Origin of the sequence: Paenibacillus sp. P32E (assembly GCF_001909085.1) — a bacterium.
GTDB classification, from domain to species: domain Bacteria; phylum Bacillota; class Bacilli; order Paenibacillales; family Paenibacillaceae; genus Paenibacillus_AQ; species Paenibacillus_AQ helianthi.
Genome location: NZ_LVYY01000001.1, coordinates 143,491 through 166,961, shown reverse-complemented (window position 1 = coordinate 166,961; position 23,471 = coordinate 143,491). Strand labels below are relative to the sequence as shown.

Annotated in this window: 12 protein-coding genes; 3 read left to right on the top strand and 9 right to left on the bottom strand. The window is 53.0% G+C overall.

The features are described from left to right. Positions 1-169: 169 nt before the first annotated feature. From A3848_RS00480 to A3848_RS00470, 3 genes are read left to right on the top strand one after another with little or no spacing between them, the layout of a single operon-like run. Complete coding sequence (locus A3848_RS00480) at positions 170-715, top strand: FMN-binding protein (protein ID WP_074082902.1); 546 nt, start codon at positions 170-172, stop codon at positions 713-715. Positions 716-726: 11 nt separating this feature from the next. Beyond that, a complete protein-coding gene (locus A3848_RS00475; RefSeq protein WP_074082901.1) occupies positions 727-1,623 on the top strand; it encodes an FAD:protein FMN transferase in 897 nt (298 codons plus the stop codon). Beyond that, positions 1,613-2,410, top strand: a complete 798-nt coding sequence (locus A3848_RS00470; RefSeq protein ID WP_074082899.1) for an RnfABCDGE type electron transport complex subunit D — start codon at positions 1,613-1,615, stop codon at positions 2,408-2,410. Before A3848_RS00475 ends, A3848_RS00470 begins: the two co-directional genes overlap by 11 nt. A 4-nt stretch (positions 2,411-2,414) precedes the next feature. Here A3848_RS00470 and A3848_RS00465 read toward each other — a convergent pair whose 3' ends face one another. The 9 genes from A3848_RS00465 to A3848_RS00425 form a co-directional block, all read right to left on the bottom strand. Continuing rightward, a complete protein-coding gene (locus A3848_RS00465) occupies positions 2,415-2,609 on the bottom strand; it encodes a MerR family DNA-binding transcriptional regulator (RefSeq protein ID WP_305953415.1) in 195 nt (64 codons plus the stop codon). A gap of 231 nt (positions 2,610-2,840) precedes the next feature. Beyond that, complete coding sequence (locus tag A3848_RS00460) at positions 2,841-3,800, bottom strand: acyltransferase domain-containing protein (RefSeq protein ID WP_074082897.1); 960 nt, start codon at positions 3,798-3,800, stop codon at positions 2,841-2,843. 17 nt (positions 3,801-3,817) lie between these two features. Then, complete coding sequence (locus tag A3848_RS00455; protein ID WP_178381863.1) at positions 3,818-4,552, bottom strand: 4'-phosphopantetheinyl transferase family protein; 735 nt, start codon at positions 4,550-4,552, stop codon at positions 3,818-3,820. Positions 4,553-4,587: 35 nt separating this feature from the next. Next, positions 4,588-4,956: a hypothetical protein gene (locus tag A3848_RS00450; RefSeq protein WP_074082894.1), complete on the bottom strand. Its 369-nt coding sequence runs from the start codon at positions 4,954-4,956 to the stop codon at positions 4,588-4,590. Between the two features lie 28 nt (positions 4,957-4,984). Beyond that, on the bottom strand, positions 4,985-5,662 hold the full coding sequence (locus A3848_RS00445; RefSeq protein ID WP_074082891.1) for an MBL fold metallo-hydrolase: 678 nt from the start codon (positions 5,660-5,662) through the stop codon (positions 4,985-4,987). An 83-nt stretch (positions 5,663-5,745) separates the two neighbouring features. Continuing rightward, positions 5,746-9,594, bottom strand: a complete 3,849-nt coding sequence (gene uvrA, locus A3848_RS00440; RefSeq protein WP_083611826.1) for an excinuclease ABC subunit UvrA — start codon at positions 9,592-9,594, stop codon at positions 5,746-5,748. Positions 9,595-9,646: 52 nt separating this feature from the next. Beyond that, on the bottom strand, positions 9,647-11,068 hold the full coding sequence (locus A3848_RS00435; protein ID WP_074082888.1) for an MATE family efflux transporter: 1,422 nt from the start codon (positions 11,066-11,068) through the stop codon (positions 9,647-9,649). 83 nt (positions 11,069-11,151) lie between these two features. Then, positions 11,152-12,480: a diaminobutyrate--2-oxoglutarate transaminase gene (gene ectB, locus A3848_RS00430; RefSeq protein WP_371916069.1), complete on the bottom strand. Its 1,329-nt coding sequence runs from the start codon at positions 12,478-12,480 to the stop codon at positions 11,152-11,154. A 30-nt stretch (positions 12,481-12,510) separates the two neighbouring features. Then, entirely contained in the window at positions 12,511-23,454 is a 10,944-nt protein-coding gene (locus tag A3848_RS00425; RefSeq protein ID WP_074082885.1) for a non-ribosomal peptide synthetase, read from the bottom strand. Between the last annotated feature and the right edge of the window lie 17 nt (positions 23,455-23,471).

Sequence of the window (23,471 nt, the reverse complement as noted above, 5' to 3'; positions counted from 1 at the left end):
AGTAGAAACGGCTGCGCCGTCCTCAAAAGGACGGTATCTGTTTCAGCGAGAAATATAAGGATAAAGTATCGGGTGAAACTTATACTTTCTTATATTTTAAGAAAATTTCAATAATCCCTTCTTATACTTAAATTATTCACACAAGCATTCTATTGGAGGGATAATCGATATGGCAAAGATGAACAGCAAGTGGGTCATCCTGTGTTCCGCAGCCATTGGAGCGATCTACACTGCAGGCTATTTCACAACGGACACACTGGCGGCTATTCAGCAGCCCGTACCATACAGCCAGGTCAGCGGTTCATCCGGCAATCAGGGCAGCAAGCTGGATAGCCAACCGGCGGGCAGTCAGGTCAGCGTTAATGTTAGCCAACCGACCAGCAAGCCGGCCAGCACAAAGGTTAAGCCCAAGACTGCAACCCCCACCCCCGCGCCTACGGTCAAAAGCAAATATATAAACGGAACCTTCTACGGCGCAGGAAACAATCGGCGGGGGTCCGTTCAGGTAGCGGTGAGCATTAAGAATGATAAAATTACGGGCGTAGAAATCAGTGATTACAGAATGCGTTACTCCCAAGACTATATAGCCGGACTACCCCAAGAGATTATACAGAATCAGAGCGCTAAGGTGCACAATGTATCAGGCGCAACCTATAGCACCAGGGCGTTCAGGGACGCTATTCAAAATGCGCTTGACCAAGCGTTGAACGCTTAACGGAGGGTAACATGAAGAGAACAAAATTGTTTATGGATACCACCGTCGAGATCCAGGTTATTACCGGTAGAGCACAGGATATAGCCGCCGCCGCGGCCCTGGATCGGGCCTTCGAAGCCTTTCGCAAGGTTGAGCAGGCCTGCAGCCGGTTTAGCCCGGATAGTGAGCTGATGCAGGCTACGCGGCAGATTCAGACCCCTGTGCCGGTTAGCCCGTTTTTATTTGAGCCGCTGAAGTTTGCCCTGGAGGTGGCTGAATGGACGGATGGCTTATTTGATCCCACCGTGGGGCAAGCGCTGGAGAACCTGGGTTTTAATGAGCATTACTTGACTCAGCAAGCGATTCACAACTTCACCTCTGCTTCCGCCTCCTACCGGGATATTGTCCTGGATGAGGAGAAGCATACGCTATATTTACAGAAGCCGCTGGTCATTGATTTAGGAGCGGTTGCCAAAGGTTTTGCCATTGATTTAGCCGCACATGAGCTGCAAGCTTTTGATGGTTTTGTCGTCAATGCCGGGGGCGACTTGTATGCCGGAGGCCTCGCTGAAACCGGGAGCAAGTGGACGATCGGTATTCAGCATCCTGTGCATCAGGAACAAATCATCCACACGGTTGAACTTTCAAATGAAGCTATCTGCACTTCCGGAAGCTATGAACGCAGAAGCTCTATCCACCCGGAAACTCATCATATTATCGACCCGGGCAGCAAGCAATCCCCGCATGAAATGGTTAGCTGCAGTGTAATTGCCCCTTATGCCATGATGGCAGATGCCTTCTCGACAGCGAGCTTCTTGTCAGGGGTGAAGCATGGGACAGCGTTCATTGAGCAGGTGAATCTCAAGGCACTCTTTATCACTTCCGATTTAACAACAGTTACGCTTGGAGGGATAGACATTGAAAGTTAAACAATGGATCAAAACACCAAAAGGCTATGTCATCCTATGCATGCTTGCCTATGTCCTGCTGGCTTCAGCCGGAACAATGGATATTAAAGGCGTAGTTAACGCAGGCATTGCCGTCAGTGTATCCGTCGCCGCTGACATGCTAGGCACTTCTCTGGTCAAAAAGAAACGGACTCCTCCCTATAGCGCCGTCATCACAGGACTTATCGTCGCTCTGATCCTAAGCACAAGTGCTTCATGGATCATTGTCGCTGCAACTGCCTTGCTCGCCATTGTACCGAAATATGTGTTTGTGAATAAGAAAAAAGCCATTTTCAATCCGGCGGCTCTCGGCCTGCTGTTATCCAGCCTGCTCTTTCAAACCGGACAGAGCTGGTGGGGGGCCTTCGGCGACCTTCCGGCCTGGAGCCTGATTTTCCCTGTAATAGGCGGTTATCTGGTGACTAAGCGTGTGAATAAATTCCCTTTGGTCTTTTCCTTTCTCGGCACATATTTCGTCCTGCTGCTGATCATGGGAATATTCCAGTTCGGTGACGCCACAGATGCCCTGAGGATTCCTTATATCAATGCCAGCCTGTTCTTTGCCCTGTTTATGCTTACGGACCCGCCTACCTCACCGGCCAAGTATAAAGATCAAATTATTTTCGGTATCCTGTGCGCTGTTGCGGGGGCTATGGTGTATGCATACTTCGGCGGTTTGATCTACTTATTTGTGGGACTGCTTGCCGGGAACCTGTATCACTACGCAAGAACAAGACCTTCTTATCGTACACAGCTGCTGACGAGATAACCGTCTACTCCTTATCCGCCGGAATCTTTACCAGATAATCCTCGGAGTAGATCCGGCAGCCATTTGCTAACCGCTCGGGGACGGGCAGAATGCCGCTGTCCTCATAGTAGCGGATAGTTGCCATGCTCAAGCCGGTCCGCTGAGCCAGTTCGCCTCGTGCCATTCCTTCCATGCCTGTTCTCCCCTCTGTTTTTTGCATACCTGAAGTAGTGAGTGGCTTAAGTGGTCCACCTTCAGTAGAAACAAGGTCTATAGTGGAAAAAGTAGACTTAATCCAAGCAATCTCCTGCTAGATCGATCATTAGTTGTTAAACATGCTTTAGTACCCTTGGTTAAGTAGGCATTTATTCATTCAACAAAGCTGTGCCTCCGCTAGTTGTATCCTCAGTATGCCGGCGTGCTGAACCGTTGATTCTAAGCAGAAGCGGCATCAGCCTGAATGCCATCGGTCCAAGACTGCTTCAAGATGATGTAGATCCTGTTGAAACGGTGTCAGTACGGCAGCATGTCTGGATGGCGAACCGGCGGGCAAATTACTTTTCACAAAATGATTCAAGGTACCGGTCGGCCCCAAATCCAGATACAAGCAAGGGCCAGCTGACTCAAGTGAACGCAGGGCGGCGGGAAACTGGATCGGCTGGCGGGCAGCGTCCCAGAAATAACCGGAAGCTAGCTGATGGATTACCTCCCCGTGGACACACGAAACCATAGGAAACTGCAATTGGCGGCAGGCGACATGCTGCAGCATCTCCGCATATTGTTCTCGCGCAGGTTCAAGACAGGAGGAATGGAAGGCACGCGTAACCGGAAGGGCTTGGAACAGGATACCTTCCGCTTTCAAATACTTCATAATGCACTCCAGATTCCGCTGGTAGCCTGCAACTACAAAGTGCGATTCGTAATTCACAGATGCCAGCTCACTGAAGCAATAGAGCATAGGTTCCTCTTCATAGAGCCGGGGATCATGCAGAATAGCGATCATCCCTCCCGGCTCGCAACTGGATTCTACCAGCCGTGCCTGCCCGTTGACAAGCCGAAGCAGATCTTCGGCGGCCATTGCTCCGGCCACAGCGGCAGCGACCGTCTCTCCCAGGCTGGTTCCGAGAACGAAGTCAGGCCGCAGCCCTTGGGCAATCAGCACCTGTGCCAAGGCAAACTGCACCATGTACAGCGCAGGGTGGGCATGCTGCAGACGATCAAACGTGCTGCCTTTTGTTTTGGCGTCATCGTAAATAATCTCTATTAAGGACACCCCCAGCATTTCACAGGCGACCCTGTCGAATGTCTGCATCCACTCGCGAAAAACAGGCTGCTTATTGTACAGCTCTCTTCCCATATGATAATACTGGGAGCCTTGGCCTGAGAACATAAATACAACGGATTTGGTCATAGGTTAAGGATATCCTTTCATAGCTTCGCTAGAAATGCTTGGCACTCCTGTCCGAATGCTTCCGGCAGCCTGGCAAGCTTGGGTATGGTTAGCGATACCGCATAGCGATGTCCCAGAACCGAGAGGGTTACATATTGGGTAAAATAAGTATGGGTGCTTACCATATAGGTCGGCCTAAGCTCAATTTGATTGATTTCATAGATGGAGAAGGGCGTGGTCAGCCCGGTTTTCACTGCTTTTGATAAAGATTCTTTGGCGGTCCATAACATCATCAGGCCCTTTTCGTAAGAGATCGGCAGCTTACGGACGGTTACTTTTTCGCGTTCGGTCATCTGCGTCTCAACAGCTGCAACATTAACTTCGTCAAACGCTTCCACATCAATCCCCATCTGAAGTTCCGCCGGAAAAGCAACCGCCGCCGACACATCCCCGCTGTGGCTGATGCTGACCGGATGACGGTGTCCATCGCCGGAGACCAACAGAGGTTGCTGAAAGATTCCGTTCTTCACCTGCAGTTGCCGCAAATCCTGCTCTCCGATGAGCTGAGACGCCGCTGTCTTTGCCGCATACCTCCCCAACAGATAGCTTCGGATTCTCGCCTCGTATTGCAGGCCGTTCAAATAGTCAACCTCCTGCGGATGCAGGTGCGATAGGATTGCCCGATAATATTGTGGACCAGGCATATAACACATGCTCCAGCCCCATGGATAACGCCCGCACTCGGCGGTCAGTTCATATAACGCTTTAGCCACAAGCGGCGTCCGGTTCGGTAATTGCTCCATGGTGCTCATGTAAAATATTTATTGTAGAATGCGTAAAGAATTTTATCGGAAAAGCTTAACCCTGCAACACGCAGCTCCGGACTGAAGGATGACAATTGCCCTGCAACCTGTTGGATAAAGCCATCATCATACAGATCATCGATGGATGCCGTTCTGAACAGCGGTTCAAGTGTTCGGCACATCTGTGCCGTCTGGCTGCAGGTGCAGGAATGGAAATGAACCTGCTGAAGTATATTGAGTGCACATTGCACATAACCGCGCATGTCTTTGCCGCACAAGGGACAGGTGATCCTGATTGCCAAATCACACTGTCTGAATTGCCCGTCGTTTGCAGAATGATTCGATATTAGATGGATCGAATTGCGTTCCGTCACGTTCTCATCTCCCTTAACAATGTGTGGTCTATTTGAAATTGAGCAATGAGCTCTGATTGCCTCTCATTCGGAATCGCACAAAATCCTCTCTTTCTGTAAACTGAAAATAAATATTCTGATTCAGCAGTGTCCGCATCGTCTGTCCGGGAGCCATGCCGAAAGAGTGGCCGGGAAACACGATTGTCTCGGGCGGAATTGCCCTTCTGAGCTTTTGAATGCTCTCGAACATCTGGTCAGCGGAGCCTCCCTGGCCAAAGCATGAGCCGCAGCCTTCACTGAAAAGCGTGTCACCGCTAAACAGATAGTCCGCCACTCGATAACACATGCCGCCGGATGTATGACCGGGTGTGAGCAGACATTGGATTGAGGTATTGCCCAGAGTAAGCTCCTCCAGGTTATGCACTCCGTGAATATTTCTGCATTGGTAATGGTAGTCATTGATTTCTCTCTGTGAGATATAGACTTCCGGATTGTACAAATCGATTAACGGCTCTACCAGATTGGTGTGGTCGAAATGAGAATGGGTTAACAAAACAGCCCGCAGTTGTACTTGCAGCTCCTCCAGTTTGCGGAGTATCTTCTCCAGCTCCCAGGACGGGTCTACTATGAACGCCGTCTTGGACTGCACCTCCTCGACAAGATAGCAATAGTTGATAAAATCCGCATAGCGGGTTCTGATTACATGTACGATGCAGCTCCGGTTCATAGAAATCCCCCCCCAAACAAAGATGCCGTCACACAACACATACATGTTGTTGACGACATCTTCTCCTTCTCGTTGCAATTCTTCTACTTCTTCAGCTTGGCTTGCAACGCCTGACCTGTATAGCTGTCCTGCTCCAGCATCAACTCAGCCGGCGGACATTGGGCGATGATCCGGCCACCGCCCTTACCGCCTTCCGGTCCCAGGTCCACGATCCAATCCGCTGTCTTGATTACATCCAGATCATGCTCGATGACGATGACCGTATGTCCTTCATCTGCAAGCTTGTGCAGAATATTGAGCAAATGCTGGATATCATTGAAGTGCAGCCCAGTGGTCGGCTCATCCAGAATATAGATCATCTTCCCCTTCTTGACTTGACTAAGCTCCTTGGCCAGCTTGACTCTTTGCGCTTCGCCTCCGCTAAGCGTGGTTGCGCTTTGCCCTAGTTTAATATAGTCCAGCCCGACATCCTGGAATGTACCGAGAATCCGCTTGATCTCTTTATGCTTGCTGAAAAATTGTGCGGCTTCCTTGACATCCATCTCCAGTACTTCTGCTATGCTCTTTCCATCATAGGTCACTTTGAGAATATCTGGCTTAAAGCGCTTGCCCTTGCATTCGCTGCACGTAATCCACATATCGGCCAAAAAGTGCATCTCAATTTTGACCTGTCCTTGACCGTGGCATACCTCGCACTGCCCGGCCGACGAGTTGAAGCTGAAGCTGTCGTAGGAGAACCCCATCTCGCCCGCCTGTTCAGTCTGGGCGAACAGCTTCCTGATCTTGTTGAACAGATCCGTATAGGTCGCAGGGTTAGAACGTGGCGTGCGGCCAATCGGATCTTGGGAGACATTGATAACTTTATCCAGCTGATCCAGGCCCGATATTTTCCGGTATGGTCCCGGCTGGGTATCGCTCCCATTCAATATTTTCTCCAGCAGCGGTTCCAGGGTTTCGCCAATCAGACTGCTTTTGCCGCTGCCGCTGACACCGGTCACGCAAGTAAAGGAGCCCAGCGGGATTCTTGCGGTTACATCTCTCAGATTGTTATGGGATGCTCCTTCAAGCACAAGCCAATCCTGAATCGGCTTGTGCTTTCTGGACGTTGCCGGGGCTTGAACCGACTTGCTTCCATTCAAGTATTGCCCGGTAATGGACCTTGGGTTAGCCATAACCTCAACCGGTGAGCCGACGGCCATCACTTCTCCGCCCAGCACCCCTGCCTTTGGCCCGATGTCCACCAAATAATCGGCCTCCCGCATAATTTCTTCCTCATGCTCAACGACAAGCACGGTATTGCCTTGATCCCGCAGCTTCAGCAGCGTATGCAGCAGCTTGCGAATGTCCCGTGGATGAAGCCCGATGGAAGGCTCATCCAGTACGTAGAGCACGCCAACCATGCCGCTGCTCAGATGGCTGGCCAAGCGCACACGCTGCCCTTCTCCCCCGGATAAGGTTGGTGCCGTCCGATTCAGTGTAAGATAGTGCAGCCCGACGTTCATCATGAAGGAGAGCCGGTTGTAGATTTCTATAATCAGCTCTTCTCCGATGTCCAGCATGTCTGCATCGAGAGATTCATATACGCCCTTGATCCATTCCAGCATCTCTGCAATGGAGGATGAGCTGACCTCCGAGATATTCTTGCCTCTGAGCCGGACCGCCCTTGCTTCCTTGCATAGCCGGGTTCCTCCGCAGCCTGGACATTCCGCAGACTCCATATAGGTGCCGTATTTCTTCTTGGAGGCTTCCGATTCCGTTTCGTAATACAGACGGGACAGCTCCGGCACAAGCCCTTTGATCGGCTTCGCGGTTTCCTTGTTGCCCAGCGTAGACTGGAACTTGACCTTCTCCTGGCCTGACCCGTAGAAAATAATCCGATGAAACCATTCGGGGAGATCCTTCCATGGACTCTCAATATCCAATCCATAGTGGGCATAGACGACATCCAGCGGGCCTGTTGGCCAGGTTGTCTTCTTGCCTTCCCTCAGGTTGCCAAACCATTTCAGGGCACCGTCAAGAATGGACAAGTTAGGATCATCCACCAGAAGCTCCGGGGAGATGTCCTGCTTCGTTCCAAGGCCGTTGCATTCCGGGCACATGCCGAGCGGTGTATTGAAGCTGAAATGCTGGGAGCTGAGCTCCGGGAAGCTAGAGTGACAGCAAGGACAGATCATCTTCGTTGTGAACAGGTAGGCGGCATCCTGTAATTCAGCGGAGATGGTATACTTGGCCGCTTTGAGAAGCTCTTGGATGGAGCCGGTCAGTCGCTGGATGAACGTTTCCCGTTCCACGGCTGAAGCAGCCGACTTATCGGGAACAGTAAAACGTTCGCCGATTAGCTCAACATTCCAGCTCTTGACCGCTTGGGATACATCCAGCTCACCCGCAGACTGCCGTCTTCCGTTGACCCGAAGCTCTGTTACGCCTCTCTTCTGCAAATCCTGAACGGTATAACTTATATCCCCGGTATACTGAACCAGAACAGGTGCAAACAGCTGGAATGTATCCCTTGCGGACAAAGAGCCGTACAAGGCTGCGGCAATATCCGCAGGTCCTTGCGGGTGTATTGCCGTGCCGCATTTCAGACATTCCCGGAATCCGATCCGCGAGTACAACAACCGCAGGTAACTGGAAATCTCCGTAACGGTCCCAACGGTGGAGCGGGGGTTATTGCTTAATGTTTTTTGTTCAATGGCAATGGCGGGACTGAGCCCGTGGATGGAATCTACCTTGGGCCGTTCCACTTTATCCATATATTTGCGAACATAGGGCGACATGCCAACCATAAACCTGCGCTGCGCCTCGGCATAAATCGTATCAAACACCAGGGAGGATTTTCCACTGCCGCTTAGCCCGGTGAAGACAACCATCCGGTTTTTAGGTATTTTCAGATGAACATCTTTCAAATTATGATGTTTGGCGCCCTCGATCACCAGCTGATCTATAACGACTTCTTCTCCCGTATCCCATTTGGACGAGTCAAAGCTGCGGAAGCTGTCCGGGGGGCTGCCGACTACGATGCGGGACGTATCTTGAGCCTTCCCGCGCAAGTCTTCTGTTGTGCTTTGCTGCTGATCCAGCTTAGTCCGAACAGGAGACGAGAGGAAGACATCTGTTTCGAAGAGGGCTCTCATAGCCTCAAAGCCGTCATTTCCAACTGACAAAATATCCGCTATCTTCTGCAGATGGTCGAGATCATCTTTTTTCATATCTTTTCTGGCACGGAATCCCCACCAGTTATCCCAAGGCGATACTTCATATTTATTAAGGGATACAAAGTTGCGAATCAGGTTGCCCCGGATAAAGCCCAGCCCTGTGTCCTGCTTATACCCGAAAAGACGGTCATCGAGCAGGTTTTTGCGGCACTTCGTCCAGACCTCCTCGGAACGGTAAAACTTCTCCTGCGGAATGTCATCCGGCCCGAAGAACAGTCCCAAGGAGCTGCGAAGCGTCTCATCCAGAGAAGCATCCGCCAACACCCAGCGCTCCTCCTCTTCTTTCCAATACTCACAGAGCCAGTGGGCAGGATAGAAGTCGGTGCGGTAAGCGGAGAAGCCGCACAGCACACGCGCTGGTATCCCTTGATGGCGCAACATGGAGCACAACATAACGTTGATATCCCGTGAAGTCAGCAGCAGCCGGTCTTTGGGTTCCCTGCGCACGTTCAGCGGTTCGGACTGAAGCTCATAGAGCTTGCCCAGCAGCCTGGCGGCATAACGCAGCTCCACCTCTTCCTTCCGGTTATTCGTCAGCTTCACTCCATAAAGATCTGCATGCTGAAAATCAATTGCCAGGCCTTGAATCAGCAAGCACAGATCATTGGGCTGGGCGGGTAGGTCATTATAGAGAGCGGACCATTCGCCAGGGTCAGTTATCCCTCCGTGCTGTCGGTAGTACTCTTTGAGCTTCGTATCTGTATGCAAGTATCTCATATTCCCCTCCGCTGGACGTTGTACCCAAGGCCAATCGATATGCGCTGGGTTATTATTTGAATGCCATAGCCTCCGTCAAACCTGTGGACTGCTTAAGTTTATTAAGATACAGATAGCACCAGCCTAAGGCGAACACCATCATAACAAGATTAATCGCCGCCATCGCATAGAAAATACCGGTGGCGCCCGCGTCATACCAATAGAACAGCATATACGACACAGGAATGGTCAGAAGCCCCATGCGCAGAATGTCGAGAATGAGCCCCGGCATTGCTCTTCCGGTTGCCTGAAAGGAGCTGGTAACTACAATAGCTGCCACTACGCCCAGATAAGAGAACGAAACAATCCGCACCTGTCTTACGGCGCCCTCTACCACATCGGATACTCCCGTGAGCATGGAGAAGATAAACGGCGCCAAGCCGTTGTAGATAAGAACAAGCACGATGCAAAGCGCAAGCGACAGCAGCACATTGGTCTTGAAAATGCTGAGCACGCGGGACATATTTCCACTGCCATAGTTCTGACCGATCTGGGTCAATGCAGCGCTGCCAAAGCCATAGCCTGCCAGCAAAAGCAGCTCGTCGATTCTTCCGACAATGATCCAGGAGTTCATTGCATGCTCGCTGATGGAGCCCATTAAATTGTTAATAACTGCGCTTGCAACCGACAAAGAGATCATGCTGAGCGTCTGCGGCAGACCGATATAGGCTATCTTGCCAATTACCGAACGTTCCACATGTCTGGCTTTCCAGTTGACAGGAAGACTCGATTTCTTGCTGCGGAACAGGTTGATTACAAATAACAGAGAGACGGTGATCGAGATTGTGGTGGCCAATGCGGCGCCGGCAACGCCCATATTCAGCCCGAATATAAAGATCGGGTCGAGGATAATGTTGACTACCGTGGAGAGCAGCATAGCCATTCCGTAATATTTGGATAGACCTTCGCCCTGCAGCACGCCCAGAAGCGTCTGAAATACCAGCATCATCCCGAGTCCGGGGAGAATCCAGTGCAAGTAGGTCAGCCCGTTGTTCAGTGCTTCCTCACTCATCTGGGAGCCGGACAGGAACGGGAGAATATTGTCAGAGAACAGATAGATTACAGCAATGGAGAATAGTGCCAGCCCAACCGCCAGCCAAATGCCCGAACCCGCCGCCCTGTCGGTTACCTGCTTGTTCTTCTCACCGATCCCTCTTGCCACAATCGAGCTCATCCCGGTGAACAGGCCGAGACTCATGGCAAGGAAACACATATGTATCGGAAAGACCAGCCCGATTCCGGTCATTAATGCTGTCGAGGACTTGTCGATCATAGAGATGAACACCGTATTGGTTATACCATAGCCAAGCAGCATTAATTGCCCAATGATGACCGGCACAGCCAGCTTGATCGATGTGGGAGCAATCGGTCCTCTCAATATCTCATCGGATAGTCCGCCCCCCGCTTTCTCTATGGAATTGTTAGATTCACTCATAGATTCCCAGCTCCAATCTCCTATTTTTTTGAATTACATACATATGTTACACTAATAGTAATAAAATAATCAACTTGCATTTCTCAAAGAATAGAAGAGGCCAAAGGTTCTCCCGAAGCGATCAATCGGATGGTTTGCTTGATAATCTCGCAGCCTTGCAGCAGCAAATCCTGTTCAATCATCAGAGGCGGCATGATCTTCAGAACGGTATCATTGCGTCCGACCCGCTCAATGATCAACCCGGCCTGGAAGCAGGCTTTGGCTACACGCTCTGCACTCATCGGATCAGCGCAGCCTCCGAAATCTATTCCCCATATCAGTCCAATCCCGCGTATGTCTACCTCCGGAATCAAAGGTTTGATCTCATTGCGCAGGAAATTTTCGATGATAGCCCCCTTCTGCAATACAGATTGATCTAAATTCTCGTTGCTTCGCAATTCCAATGCAGCCGAAGCCCCAACAAAGGCCATCTGATTCCCGCGGAAGGTTCCATTGTGCTCGCCCGGACTCCAGACATCCAGCTCCGGCTTCAGCAGCAGCAAAGACATAGGCAGTCCATAACCGCTGATCGATTTGGACAATACGATTAGATCGGGCTGCACATTCGTGCGTTCAAAGGAAAAGAATGATCCTGTTCTGCCGCAGCCTACCTGAATGTCATCGACGATCAGCAGCACATCGTGCCGTTTGCAGAGCGCAGCCAGCTGTTCCAGCCACTGCGCAGGAGCAACATAAATTCCCCCTTCCGCCTGCACCGTCTCGATGATAACGGCAGCCGGCTTCTCCACGCCGGAATGGGTATCCGAGAGCAGTGCCTCCAAGTAGCCCAGAGTATCGAAATTTTTGAGATACCCGTCGCAGTAAGGAATGAAGGTCACATTGTGCAGCGGCATACCTGCACCTGCACGGGAAGAGCGATTACTCGTCGCCGCCAAGCTTCCGAGGGACATCCCGTGAAACCCGCCCATGAACGAGATGATGCCTGCGCGTTGGGTGACCTTACGGGCTATCTTCATGGCGGCCTCCACTGCATTGGTGCCTGTCGGCCCGCAGAATTGCAGCTTGTATTCCATTCCACGGGGGCTTAAGATATGTTCCTGGAAATCCGTCATAAACTGCTGCTTGGCCTCTGTGTACATATCCAGGCCGTGAATGATGCTGTCCTCCTGCAAATACGCGATCAGACGCTCTTTGATGTAAGGGTGATTGTGCCCGTAATTGAGGGCACCCGCTCCGGCAAAAAAATCAATGTACGGTCTGTCGTCGGAGGAGTAAAGAATGGAGCCTTTGGCTTTGCCAAAAGTAGTTGGGAATGACCGGCAATACGATTTCACATTAGATTCGAGCTCTTCATGAATCACTATAATCGCTCCCTTCGCCATATTCACTACAAAAAAAGTAATAATCGCCATTTATTGGCGATTATTACTTTTTCATATCTATTATTTTTTCTTCAAATAGCCATTCTTCACAAAGTATTCCACGTATTTACGGATGTGTTCCTTGCCGATCGGTTCGAAGCTGATGTCCGTCTCTCTAAGGCCGATCTTCAGATTCTTCAGATCATAGACATGCACTGCCCGCGAGTCTTGACTATCAGCGGCCTTCCATACTTCGTCTGGGATTTGTCCAGAGACGCTTGCCTTCGCTTGGAGCTCTTCCATCTGTCTTCTCCATGTGTGGAAGGGCAATTCCTTAACCGGGAATCCGGCTTCGGTCAGCCATTCCGCCAAGTCACGCAGCTCGAAGGAATACGGGGAGGCGACATTAAAATTGCGGTTCAGACATTTCGGGAGGCTCGATAGCCGCACGATCGCCTGACTTGCCTGCTCCACCGGCAGCCAGTTGAATTTGAAACGTCCTTTGGGGATTATTCCCGCTTCTGCGATGCTCTGCAATGTTTTGGCTGCAAAGTCATTGTTGTTCCAGATGCCGGTCCGGCTATGTCCCGAGATGATGTCGGGTCTGTAAATGGTAACAAGCATTCCCTGCTCTCTGGCCCGCTGCACCAGCTTCTCCGCCACCCATTTACTCTGGGTATATCCGAGCGTCTGGTCCAGCTTCCTGTTGTGAACCAGCTCCGCATTGTCGCCGATCACGATGTCACGTTGAAACATGCCGGATCTTGCTTCGGTATTCTCAAAGACGGAGGTGGTAGAAATGTAATGTACCGGCTTGATTCTGGATTGGGCGGCCAGCTTCAGCACCTCCGCTGTTCCGTTCACATTGGCCTTCTTCAGCACCTGATACGGATAAGCAAAATTTACATATGCGCCATTATGGAAGATGAGGTCGATCTTGCGCGCCAGTTCGTCATATTGATCGCTGGCAAGCCCCAGCAGCGGCTGCTCCAAATCTCCAACCACAGGAATCACTCTGTCAAGCAGCTTCTCCCGCCAGAGCAGATGCTTCCGGAGCGTACGTTCCAGCCTGTCACGGGCTTCAGCCACATTCTTCGCGCGAATCAGACAATGAACCACCGCCGTCTCATGCAATTCAAGAAGGTTCACCAGCAGATATATTCCCAGATGTCCCGTCGCACCGGTCAGCAGGATGTTCCGCGGTCTGTCCCACTCCGGATAAGCCACCTCTGCCTGTATGGCCTCTGCCTCCAGACTGCCGGCCCATGCTTCTTCCACTTCGTCTACATGTTCGTCCTCCTTGTCAAACCGTCGGGCCATTTCGCGAATGTTCGGATTCTCCAAAAATTCCATCAGGGAAATATCCGCCGACAGCTCCCGCTTCAGCTCGTCAAGCAGCTTGATCGCCAGGAATGAATGGCCGCCGACCAGAAAAAAGTCGTTCGTAACACCGAGGTTCTCCAACTGAAGAACCCGCTGCCAGATTGCAACCATCCGCCGCTCCGTTTCAGTTGCCGGCTGGACGATATCGCGCATGGATACCTTCAATGCCAAGTCCGGCGCCGGCAGAGCCTTGCGGTCGATCTTGCCGTTGCTGGTCAACGGGAAGGCGTCAAGCCGGATAAAGATCGTCGGCACCATGTATTCCGGGAGCTTGCTCCGCGCATAATCCTGTAATTCGTCGAGCGGCAGATTGCTTGGCCCGTTCTCTGTATAGTAACCGATCAGGATGCTCTCGCCTGTCTGATCCTGCTTCGCAAGCACAACCGCGGCCCCGACGGAGGGATGACGCGCAAGCACCTCCTCAATCTCGCCCACTTCAATCCGCAGGCCGCGCACCTTCACCTGGTAGTCCGCTCTGCCCAGAAATTCAATGCTGCCGTCCGGCAAGTACCGCGCCATATCGCCCGAACGGTACATCCGCTCATTACCGCCCTCTCTAAACGGGTTCGCGACGAATTTCTCGGCGTTCAGCTTCGGCCGGTTCAGATAACCTGCCGCAACTCCCTTGCCGCCAATACAGAGCTCACCCGCTACACCAATGGGAACCGGCTTCAGTTCCGGGTCCACAATGTAGATGTCGGTATTCGGGAAGGGCCTGCCGATGGGGACAAAGCCCTGATTGTCGGAATCCAGCTCCGCGCAATCCACATAGGTACTGTCAATGGTAACTTCTGTCACCCCATAGGCGTTGATAAACCGTGTACCCTTGGCGAAATAACGGCGGAACTCCTGCAAATCCTTCATATTCCAGCTGTCAGAGCTTATGATCACGGTCTGCATGGTATCCAGCATTATGCCTGCATTCTTCATATATTGAACCAGATGCCGCATCACCGCCGGCACAAATTCTGCAATATGAATGCCCTCTTCAACGATCAGACGGTGCAGCTGGACAGGATCAATTACGCTTTCCCTTGGGCAGAGCACCAGCCGGCCACCTGAACAGAGCGCCCGCATCAGATCGCCAATAAATACGTCGAACGTGAAGGCCGCCATCTGCAAATGAATCCTGTTGTTCTTCTCAAGTAAGTAAACATCCCGATATCCGCAGAAAATGTTGACAGCACTGCCATGCGTAATGCCTACACCTTTGGGCGTTCCCGTTGAGCCGGAGGTGTAGATCACATAGGCCAGGCTCTCGGACTGCGGCGGATCGCCGGGGTTGTCGTCCCTGCAGCGGTCCAGTTGGTCCTGCATTGAATCCAGACAGATGATGGTGGACTGCTGCGCATCGAAGCTCGGCTCCATATCGGAGGTGGTTATAATAATTCCGGCATTGGCGTCTGCGGTTATAAATCCGATCCGCTCCCGCGGATAAGCGGGGTCAATCGGCACGTAGGCGCAGCCCGCTTTGAAGACGGCAAGCACGGATACGACCGTCTCCATCGATTTCTCCAGGCAGATTCCCACTACTCCGCCTTGCTTCGTGCTGATGGAGCGCAGGAAGTGTGCCAACCGGTTAGCCCGTGCATTTAGCTCCCCATAGGTGATCGATGCAGATTGGCCGCCTGCTCCCCGTGCGGTAACGGCAAGCTCATGTTGATGTTGTTCCACCTGCTGCTCAAACAGCCCGTGTATGGACTGATTACGGGGATAGTCCCTGGTCCCGTCATTCCATGTCTCCAGAAGAAGCTGCTTCTCCTCTTGTCCGAGAAAATCGTAAGACAGCAGCTTCCGATCCGGATCGGCGACGATTTCCCGCAGCAGATTAACAAGATGCGCCTGGAATCGCTCCATCGTGTTCTCATGCCATAAGTCCTTGTTGTAGGCCAATCTGCCCTTCATTCCGTCCGTTCCTTCCAGCAATTCCAGCTCCAGATCAAACTGGCCTTCCTGCTGGGGGATTTCATAACGTTCGACGGTCCCGTCTCCGCCGTTCATCTTGGCGGTCATATTCTGGCTCAGCAGTTGGAAGGTAACCTGAAATACGGGAGACCGGCTGAGATCCCTTACCGGCTTCAACTGCTTGACCATCAGCGAGAACGGATAGTTCTGGTTGTCCAGAGCCGAATACAGCGTCTGGCTGATCCGTTCAAGCGCTTCCCTGAAGGTCGGTCCGCCTGACAGATCCGCCCGGATGACAAGCGGGTTAATGAAATAACCCGAGGCATCCTGAAAGCGGAGCGGCCCTCTGGCTGAAGCCGTCGTCCCGACAAGCACATCCTCCTGCCCGGAATAACGGTGGAGCAGCACCTGGAAGGCGGTTAATGCCACCGTGTACAATGTTTTCTTTTCCTTGCGTGAAAATTTCACAAGCTCGTCCGTCAATGCCTTGTCGATGCTAAAATTCAGGGTTGCCCCACTGGTGGTCTGGACAGGCGGACGGGGACGATCCGTCGGCAAGTTAAGCACGGGAAGATCGCCGCCTAACTGCGATTCCCAGTACGCCCACATCCTCTTCCCCTCTTCGCCCTCCAGTTCCGTTCTCTGCCAGGCAATATAATCGAAGTAACGCATATCCGGCCCAGTCACAGGCACAGTCCCCGGGTCATCCATCAGCTTGCCGTAGAACGTCCACAAATCCTGAATCATCAGACCTGTGGAGGTGAAATCCGTGATGATGTGATGGATATTAAATAGCAGCACATGATCGTTATCCGTAATGCGGAATAGAACTACGCGGAAGCCCGGCCGCTCCGTCAAAGTGAACGGAACACGGTACTCCTTGATATTTTCGGCGGTCAGCCGCGCTTCATCCCATCCGGAGGCATCGATCAGCTCGATGGGAGGATCATATTGTTCGTGTACAATCTGCGTCTCTTCCCCTTCGATAACAGCAAAGGTAGTCCGGAGCAGCGGATGCTTGAAGACGAGAAACTCCAGCGCCCGCTTGAACAGATCAAGGTGCAGCGGAGTCCGAATTCTGACATGGTAAGCCGTATTGTACGCGGCACTCTCCGGATAAGAGCAATGTACAAAGAACAACGATTGCTGTCCCAGCGACAACGGAAAATGCAGCTTGCCCTGCTGGACGGGCAGTTTCGGACGCTCGGCCTGCTGGAGAGGCAACTCCAAATGTTCTGCCGTCCGAACGGGAGATTCCGCTTGTTTATGCTGCGGCTGCTTCTCTGTCAGCAGATTAGGCGCTGCCCCGTTCTCCTCCAGGACATATCCTGGGTCCCTCTCCTCTTCGAATTCCACGGAGCCGCACATGAAGCTGTGAATATAGATATCCTCATCCATGGCCCCGAAATCGCGGGCAATCTTGCCGAAGTCCATTCCGCCGATTGGCACCGTTCCGATTCCGCATTCCGCCTGTCTGTCCATCAATACCTGTCCGATCATCCCGGATTCCAGCTGTGCATAAGCCGTGCAGCCCTCTCCAAGGAGAAGACGGCTCTCCGACAAATTGCCGACCAGGAAGATGAAGAACTTGGCTTCCACACTGATTTTGATATTGAAGGGGGTGTGGCAGGCGCGAATCGGCTCGGATAAGCCGGCGTGAATCATGGTTAAAGCATTCTTACTCCGATTGTATTCGTATATCCCCTCCTGAAGCGTCTCTACACCGTTCTCTTTGGCATAGATGTATATCTTTAGACCGGAGACACCGCCGGGAGGCGTGTACAGCCCCTTCTCCACCGAATCAATCTCTTCCGTACCAAGCGTGGACAGCCATTTGCTGAACTGGCGGAAGGAAACAGAGGCATCTATATAATGCCGTCTGCTGGCGCGAAGGATGTAATGGGACGAGTCCCATTCGTGCGGAGCCAGCGCAATCCGCTGATCGTCTTCATGGAATCTGCGGATATGGGGCTGTTCCCGCGTAAGCTGAACAAGCTCTTTGCGGCTTAGAATATTAAACTTCCGCTCACGCTGGATGCGGAGAATATCCGCCGCCGTCTCGTATACGGGACGCGTTCTGAAATGTCCGGCAATGTCAAGGCGGCTGTCCCTCAAGGTCTGCACCAATGCCGCTTCATCGAACAGCGGACCATCCTCGACCCGATAATCATAGTAACCGCCCATAAGAGAGAAGATATACCGGTTGCCGTCGTCCAGCCGGAAGCTGTCGGCAATGCGCTCAAAATCAAGCCCGATGGCCGGGTACAACCCGATATTGAATTCGTGCTGTCTGTTCACCAGCAGCTGCGCCATGTATCCGGCATCCAGCTTGGCCAGACTCTCGCTGTAATCCACGTACACCGGCCGCAGTGCATTTAGCTGGGCGATGAAGAAGATGCTGAAAGCGGATTGCTCAAACACAGACCGGTTCAACTCCATATGGACAGAGGAATCGATCATGAGCGGGCTGCTGATTAAATACAGTTCATGCGTCAGCGGATGGTAATAATACAAGCCGCCGGCCAGACCTTCTATGCCGCCTTCCTTGATATATACATACGCCTGAACGCCATTGCGTCCGCCGGCCGAAGGATACAGGAATTTGCTGTCACCCTTCACCTTCTCCATCTTCAGCAGTGCAAGGAAAGCGGAAAAAACATCAAATGATATCGGCTTCTGCACAAAGCGGTGTTTGCTTGATGCGAAGCGGTAAAAGATCTTTTTGAACGGCGGAGCCTGCAGCTGTACGGTCTGTACCGGTTTCTCTTCCAAGGCCAGTGCAGAAGCCGCTGCTTCCCTTCCGGCAGCTCCAGCAACTCCGGCAGCTCCCAATGCCGGAAGGGAAGAGCCGGAAGCGTCCGTCATCGCCTCACCTGCAATAAACTTGGCAACTTCCTCAATTGTAGGCGAGCGGAAGAACAGATCCACCGGGATCGTGACCTTGTATTTCTCTTCCACCATCCGGCTTACTGTCATAATTGTCAGCGAGGTGGTGCCTATATCGAACAAATCGTCGGATGCCTGAATATCCTCCTCTGTTTCCAGCGCCTCCTTGAACATTCCAAGAAGCTCCTCCGTCAAGCCGATCCGGCTTGCGGACGTCTCTCCCTTGGCTTCAATGTCGGCGGGATTTCCGCCTGCCGCATGACCGTGTATATAAGCCGCGATATCCCGGATAGCCGGATTGGAGAAATAGATTTCGATGGGGACGCTGACTTCATACCGGTCCGCAATCCGCTGATTGGCCGTCATGAGTGTCAACGAGGTTGCCCCGAGATCAAAAATATCATCCTCCGCCGTTACCGCATCCCCGGTGTCCAGCGCTTCACGGAAGATGTCGATCAGACTGCTGACCAATCCTTGATAGTCGGCACTGCCATTCCCGGCAGGCCGCTCCGCCTCTACGGCCGGAAGCGGCCATGGCAGAGCCTCCCGGTCCAGCTTGCCGTTCTCTGTCAACGGAAGCTCAGCGATCCGGGCAATAACGTTCGGCACCATATAATCCGGCAGGAGTCCTCTTACATGCTGCCGGACTTCCTTGGCAGTCAGCTCCTCCCGGTTGGCGCCAATGACGTAGGCGACAACCTTGGGATCGTCGGTATCCTTGTCCTGCACAGCCACAACCGCCTGCCGAATCCCGTTCATCCGGAGCAGCGCCGTTTCGATCTCACCCAGCTCGATCCGGAAGCCGCGCACCTTCACTTGCAGATCCAGACGGCCGAGATATTCCACATCGCCGCCAGGCAGACGCAATGCGGCATCCCCGGTCTTATACAACCGGCTGCCCGGCTCCCCGGAGAACGGGTTCGGAATAAACCGCTCTGCAGTCAGTTTCGGTCGGTTCAAGTACCCTCTGGCCAGCCCCTTGCCTCCTACATACAGTTCCCCCGGAGTCCCTGATGGCACCTGGCGCAGCTTGGCATCCAATATGTACAGCTGTAAGTCGGGGATAGGAGTGCCGATGACACTGGTTTTGGAGACAAGATCAGCGCCGGTTATCGGCCGGTAGGTAACATGTACCGTGGTCTCCGTAATGCCGTACATATTGATTAGCTCCGGTTCCCGGTCGCCGTGCCGCTGAATCCAAGGAGCCAGGCTCTGCGGGTTAAGCGCCTCCCCTCCGAAGATGACATACCGGAGCGACAAGACTGCCGGATGCTCCAGCCGGTCTTCAGTCAGCATAAATTGTTTAAAGGCGGTCGGCGTCTGATTAAGCACCGTAACCCCTTCGGCAGCAACCAGCCGGTAGAACTCATCGAAGGAACGGCTGACCGCGTAAGGAACAATCACCAGACGTCCGCCGTGAAGCAGCGCCCCCCAGATTTCCCATACGGAAAAATCAAACGCATACGAGTGAAACAGCGTCCAGACATCATTCTCCCCGAATCCGAACCAAGCCTCACTCGAAGAGAACAGGCGGACTACGTTGGAGTGGGGAATCAGAGCTCCCTTGGGCTTGCCGGTGGAGCCGGACGTATAGATGACATAAGATACGTTATCGCCGTGCGCACCGCTGTCCGGATTGCGGTCATCCTCTACGGCAAGCTCCTCCTCAATAAGGTCCAGACAGATGAACCGGGCCTGATCCGGTTTAGGCAGCTCGGACAGCTGCCCGGTCCGGGTAACAATAAGCGGCAGATTGGCATCCTCGATAATGAGAGCCAGCCGTTCCTTGGGACTATGAGGGTCCAAGGGTATGTAGGCCCCTCCACTTTTAAGGATAGCCAGAATGCCGATCAGCAGTTCGAAGGAACGCTCCAAGCACAATCCGATCATCACCTCTGGCCCTGCACCCTGCTTGCGCAAATAATGCGCCAGCCGGTTCGCCCGCTTGTTCAGCTCCCCATACGTCATCTGCAATCCGTTGAAGGTAAGGGCCACGGCATCAGGATTTCTCGCCGCCTGCTTCTCGAATAGCGAGTGGATGCAGCCGGTAGACTCAGGCAGCCGGTTAACGTAATCCGCCCCCCACAGATCGGGATCATGGGCCAGGTCGGTCAGCAAGCCGTGGTACCGCTCGAACATGCTCTCCGCTATTTCCGGCGGCAGCATGGATGCATCGTAATCCCACTGGACCCAGAGGGAATCCTCGCGCTCAAGGCTCATGTTGTCCAAATAGACACCGGGGGTAGCGGATTGCCCGAACCCGGCCGCCACCTCCGGCGGCAGCGGCAAGGCTCCGCCTGCAATGCTGTTAGTAAATACTACCGGGAAGCTGAGCGGAGCAGCCGGTGAAGCAAGCATCAGCTTCTTGCGCAGCTCTCCCAAGCCGCCGACGGCACCGCAGGCCAAGTCCTTACGGATGCTCTCTTGCAAGCTGCGGGCCCTCTCGGCAAAAGACAGACCGGAAGGGCGGATCACAACCCAGCTGAGCGAGGTGAAGTCACCAACGATTCGTTGAATATCCGGATGAACCGCCGGACGGCTCCAATCGACGAATACGACGGTGAAGGGCTCCTGTTTGCTCTGCTCCTCCAGCACTTGAGCATAAGCGGCGAACAACAGAATTCCGGGCTCAATGGACAGTTCCGCTGCCTTTCGCTTGACCCCCGCCCAGTTGTGGATTCTCCCCTCCAGCCGGCGGTGTCCGTTTGCCGTTCCGCCGCCGACAGCATAGGGGAGCATGGGGCCGGAAGGCAGATCCTTCATTTTCTCCTTCCAGTATGCCGCCATCGCCTTGCCCTCGTCCGATTTGCGGAAACGGCCGGCTTCCTCCAGATAATCACGGTAAGTTAACCCGGCTTCCTCCAGGGAAGCTTCGGGAGTCTCATACAGCTTGAATAGGTCATGATATAGCATAGCAATGCTGTTCCCATCTGCGATCAATGCATCGATGGTCAAATGAATCCGCGCCTTGTTCCCTTTCCACATCGAAACCGACAGATCGAACAAGGGCCACTGGTTCAAGGGAAACTGCATTTGCTGCTTGTCCTGCCGTATCCTTTCCGCTGCCCGAGGGTCCACTTCTTCATTCGACTGCCGATAGGATTCAACAGAAACCACATACTCCGGCACCGATTCCAATACCTGCTGCGTGCCGTTCTCGTGAACGACGGCCCGCAGCATATCATGGGCTCCGACCACACGGTTCCAGGCTTGCTGGAGGCGGGCAATATCAAGCCCCTCCAAATCAAATTCCTGGTACATCCGGCAGCCCGTCTTATGGTTCAGACGTCCGAATAATTGCGCCTGCTGCATATCGGACAGCCGGAATTTATCATATCTTCCCGCCGGAGATGTTCCTGCGGCAAGCGGCTGCGGTGCCGGAAGCTTGTCCTTCAAGGAAATCTGGTCCCAGATCTCCCCGCTCGCGAGCTGCCCGATAATATTCACGTAATCGGCGAACATGCGGGCTACAGTCCCCGGTTGAAAATATTGCTCCACAACATCCCACATCACGGTCAGCCGACCATCCTGCTCATAGGCCTGGTGGTCCAGACAGACCTGCGGTGTCTGGGAGATCGAATACACTGTCTTGGCCAGCCAGCTGTCCTCCGCCGCCCGCCCCGCATTGTTCAGCATGCTGGTGAATACAACCGGAATGGACAGAGCGGGGGCTTGCTTGCTGCGCACCCGCAGCTCCCGCAAGGCCCGGATTCCGCTCACACTGCTGTGGTCAAGATCCTCCCACAGTTTTTGTTGATAGCCCTTTGCTTTAGCTTTGAGCGATAGCCGGCGGATCTGTTCGATCGTGAAAATGTTGGTGGATACAAAAGGACCGACAACCTGGTCAATCTGCGGATGAACGGGCGGCCGGTTAAAGTACGTAAGGATGATAGAAAAAGCATCATCTCCGCTCCAATACGACAGCAGCTCGCTGAAGCACAGGATGAGCAGTGCCGTTTGCGAAATGCCTATGTCCTGGGCAATATGTTTGAGCCGTGTCCAGTCTTCCTTGCCGACTACATGCTGATAGCGCCTACGCTCATAGTAAGGCTGCTCAGTCGGCTTGGCAGGGTTCAGGTCATAGGGAAGAGAAGGACCGCTTGGCACCTCGGCATACTTCTTCATCCAGTAGTCCAAATCGCGCTTGTATCGGGGAGACCCCTCCTGATTACGCTGATACAACATATATTCACGAAACGTGAACTGCAGCGGCGGCAGCTCACAGGACGGTTCTCGGTACAGCCGGTACCACTGCTTGAACAATGTCGCCATGCTGAAGCCATCGACCAGCCACTCATCAATGCTAAAGTGAATGATATGCCGGCCCTGGTCCAGCCGGGACACACCTATTTCAAACAAAGGCCATTCGCCCGTGCCGTACAGCTTGTGGGACATGCGCTGCCTGATCTCCCCGATGCGGCGGTCAACCTCCCCCTGATCCTTGCCGGTTAAGTCATATACCTCCGGCACATATTCGGGAACCTGTTCCAGAAGCTGCTGGGACCGGTTGGCCAATACGACGGTCCTCAACATCTCATGATACGTAATCAACCGGTTCCAGGCAGAGGTCAAGACGGAGATATCCAGATCGTATTCCTCCAGCTCGAAATAGATATGGCAGCCCACACGATCGGTCGTTCCCCCGAAAAACTTGCCCACCGAAAATGATTCCTGCATATCCGACAACGGAAACGGGCGGTAGCGCTCCCGGTCCGATCCCGCAGCCTCATTCCGGACCGGTGAACCGGAATCCTCATGAAGCTCTTTATCCTGTACAAGCTGCTGCATACGCTGCAGAACTTCCCTTTTCTCCTTGTCGGATAGTTGGACAAACTGATTGTGGTTTAGCATGGTTTCTCTCCTTCCAG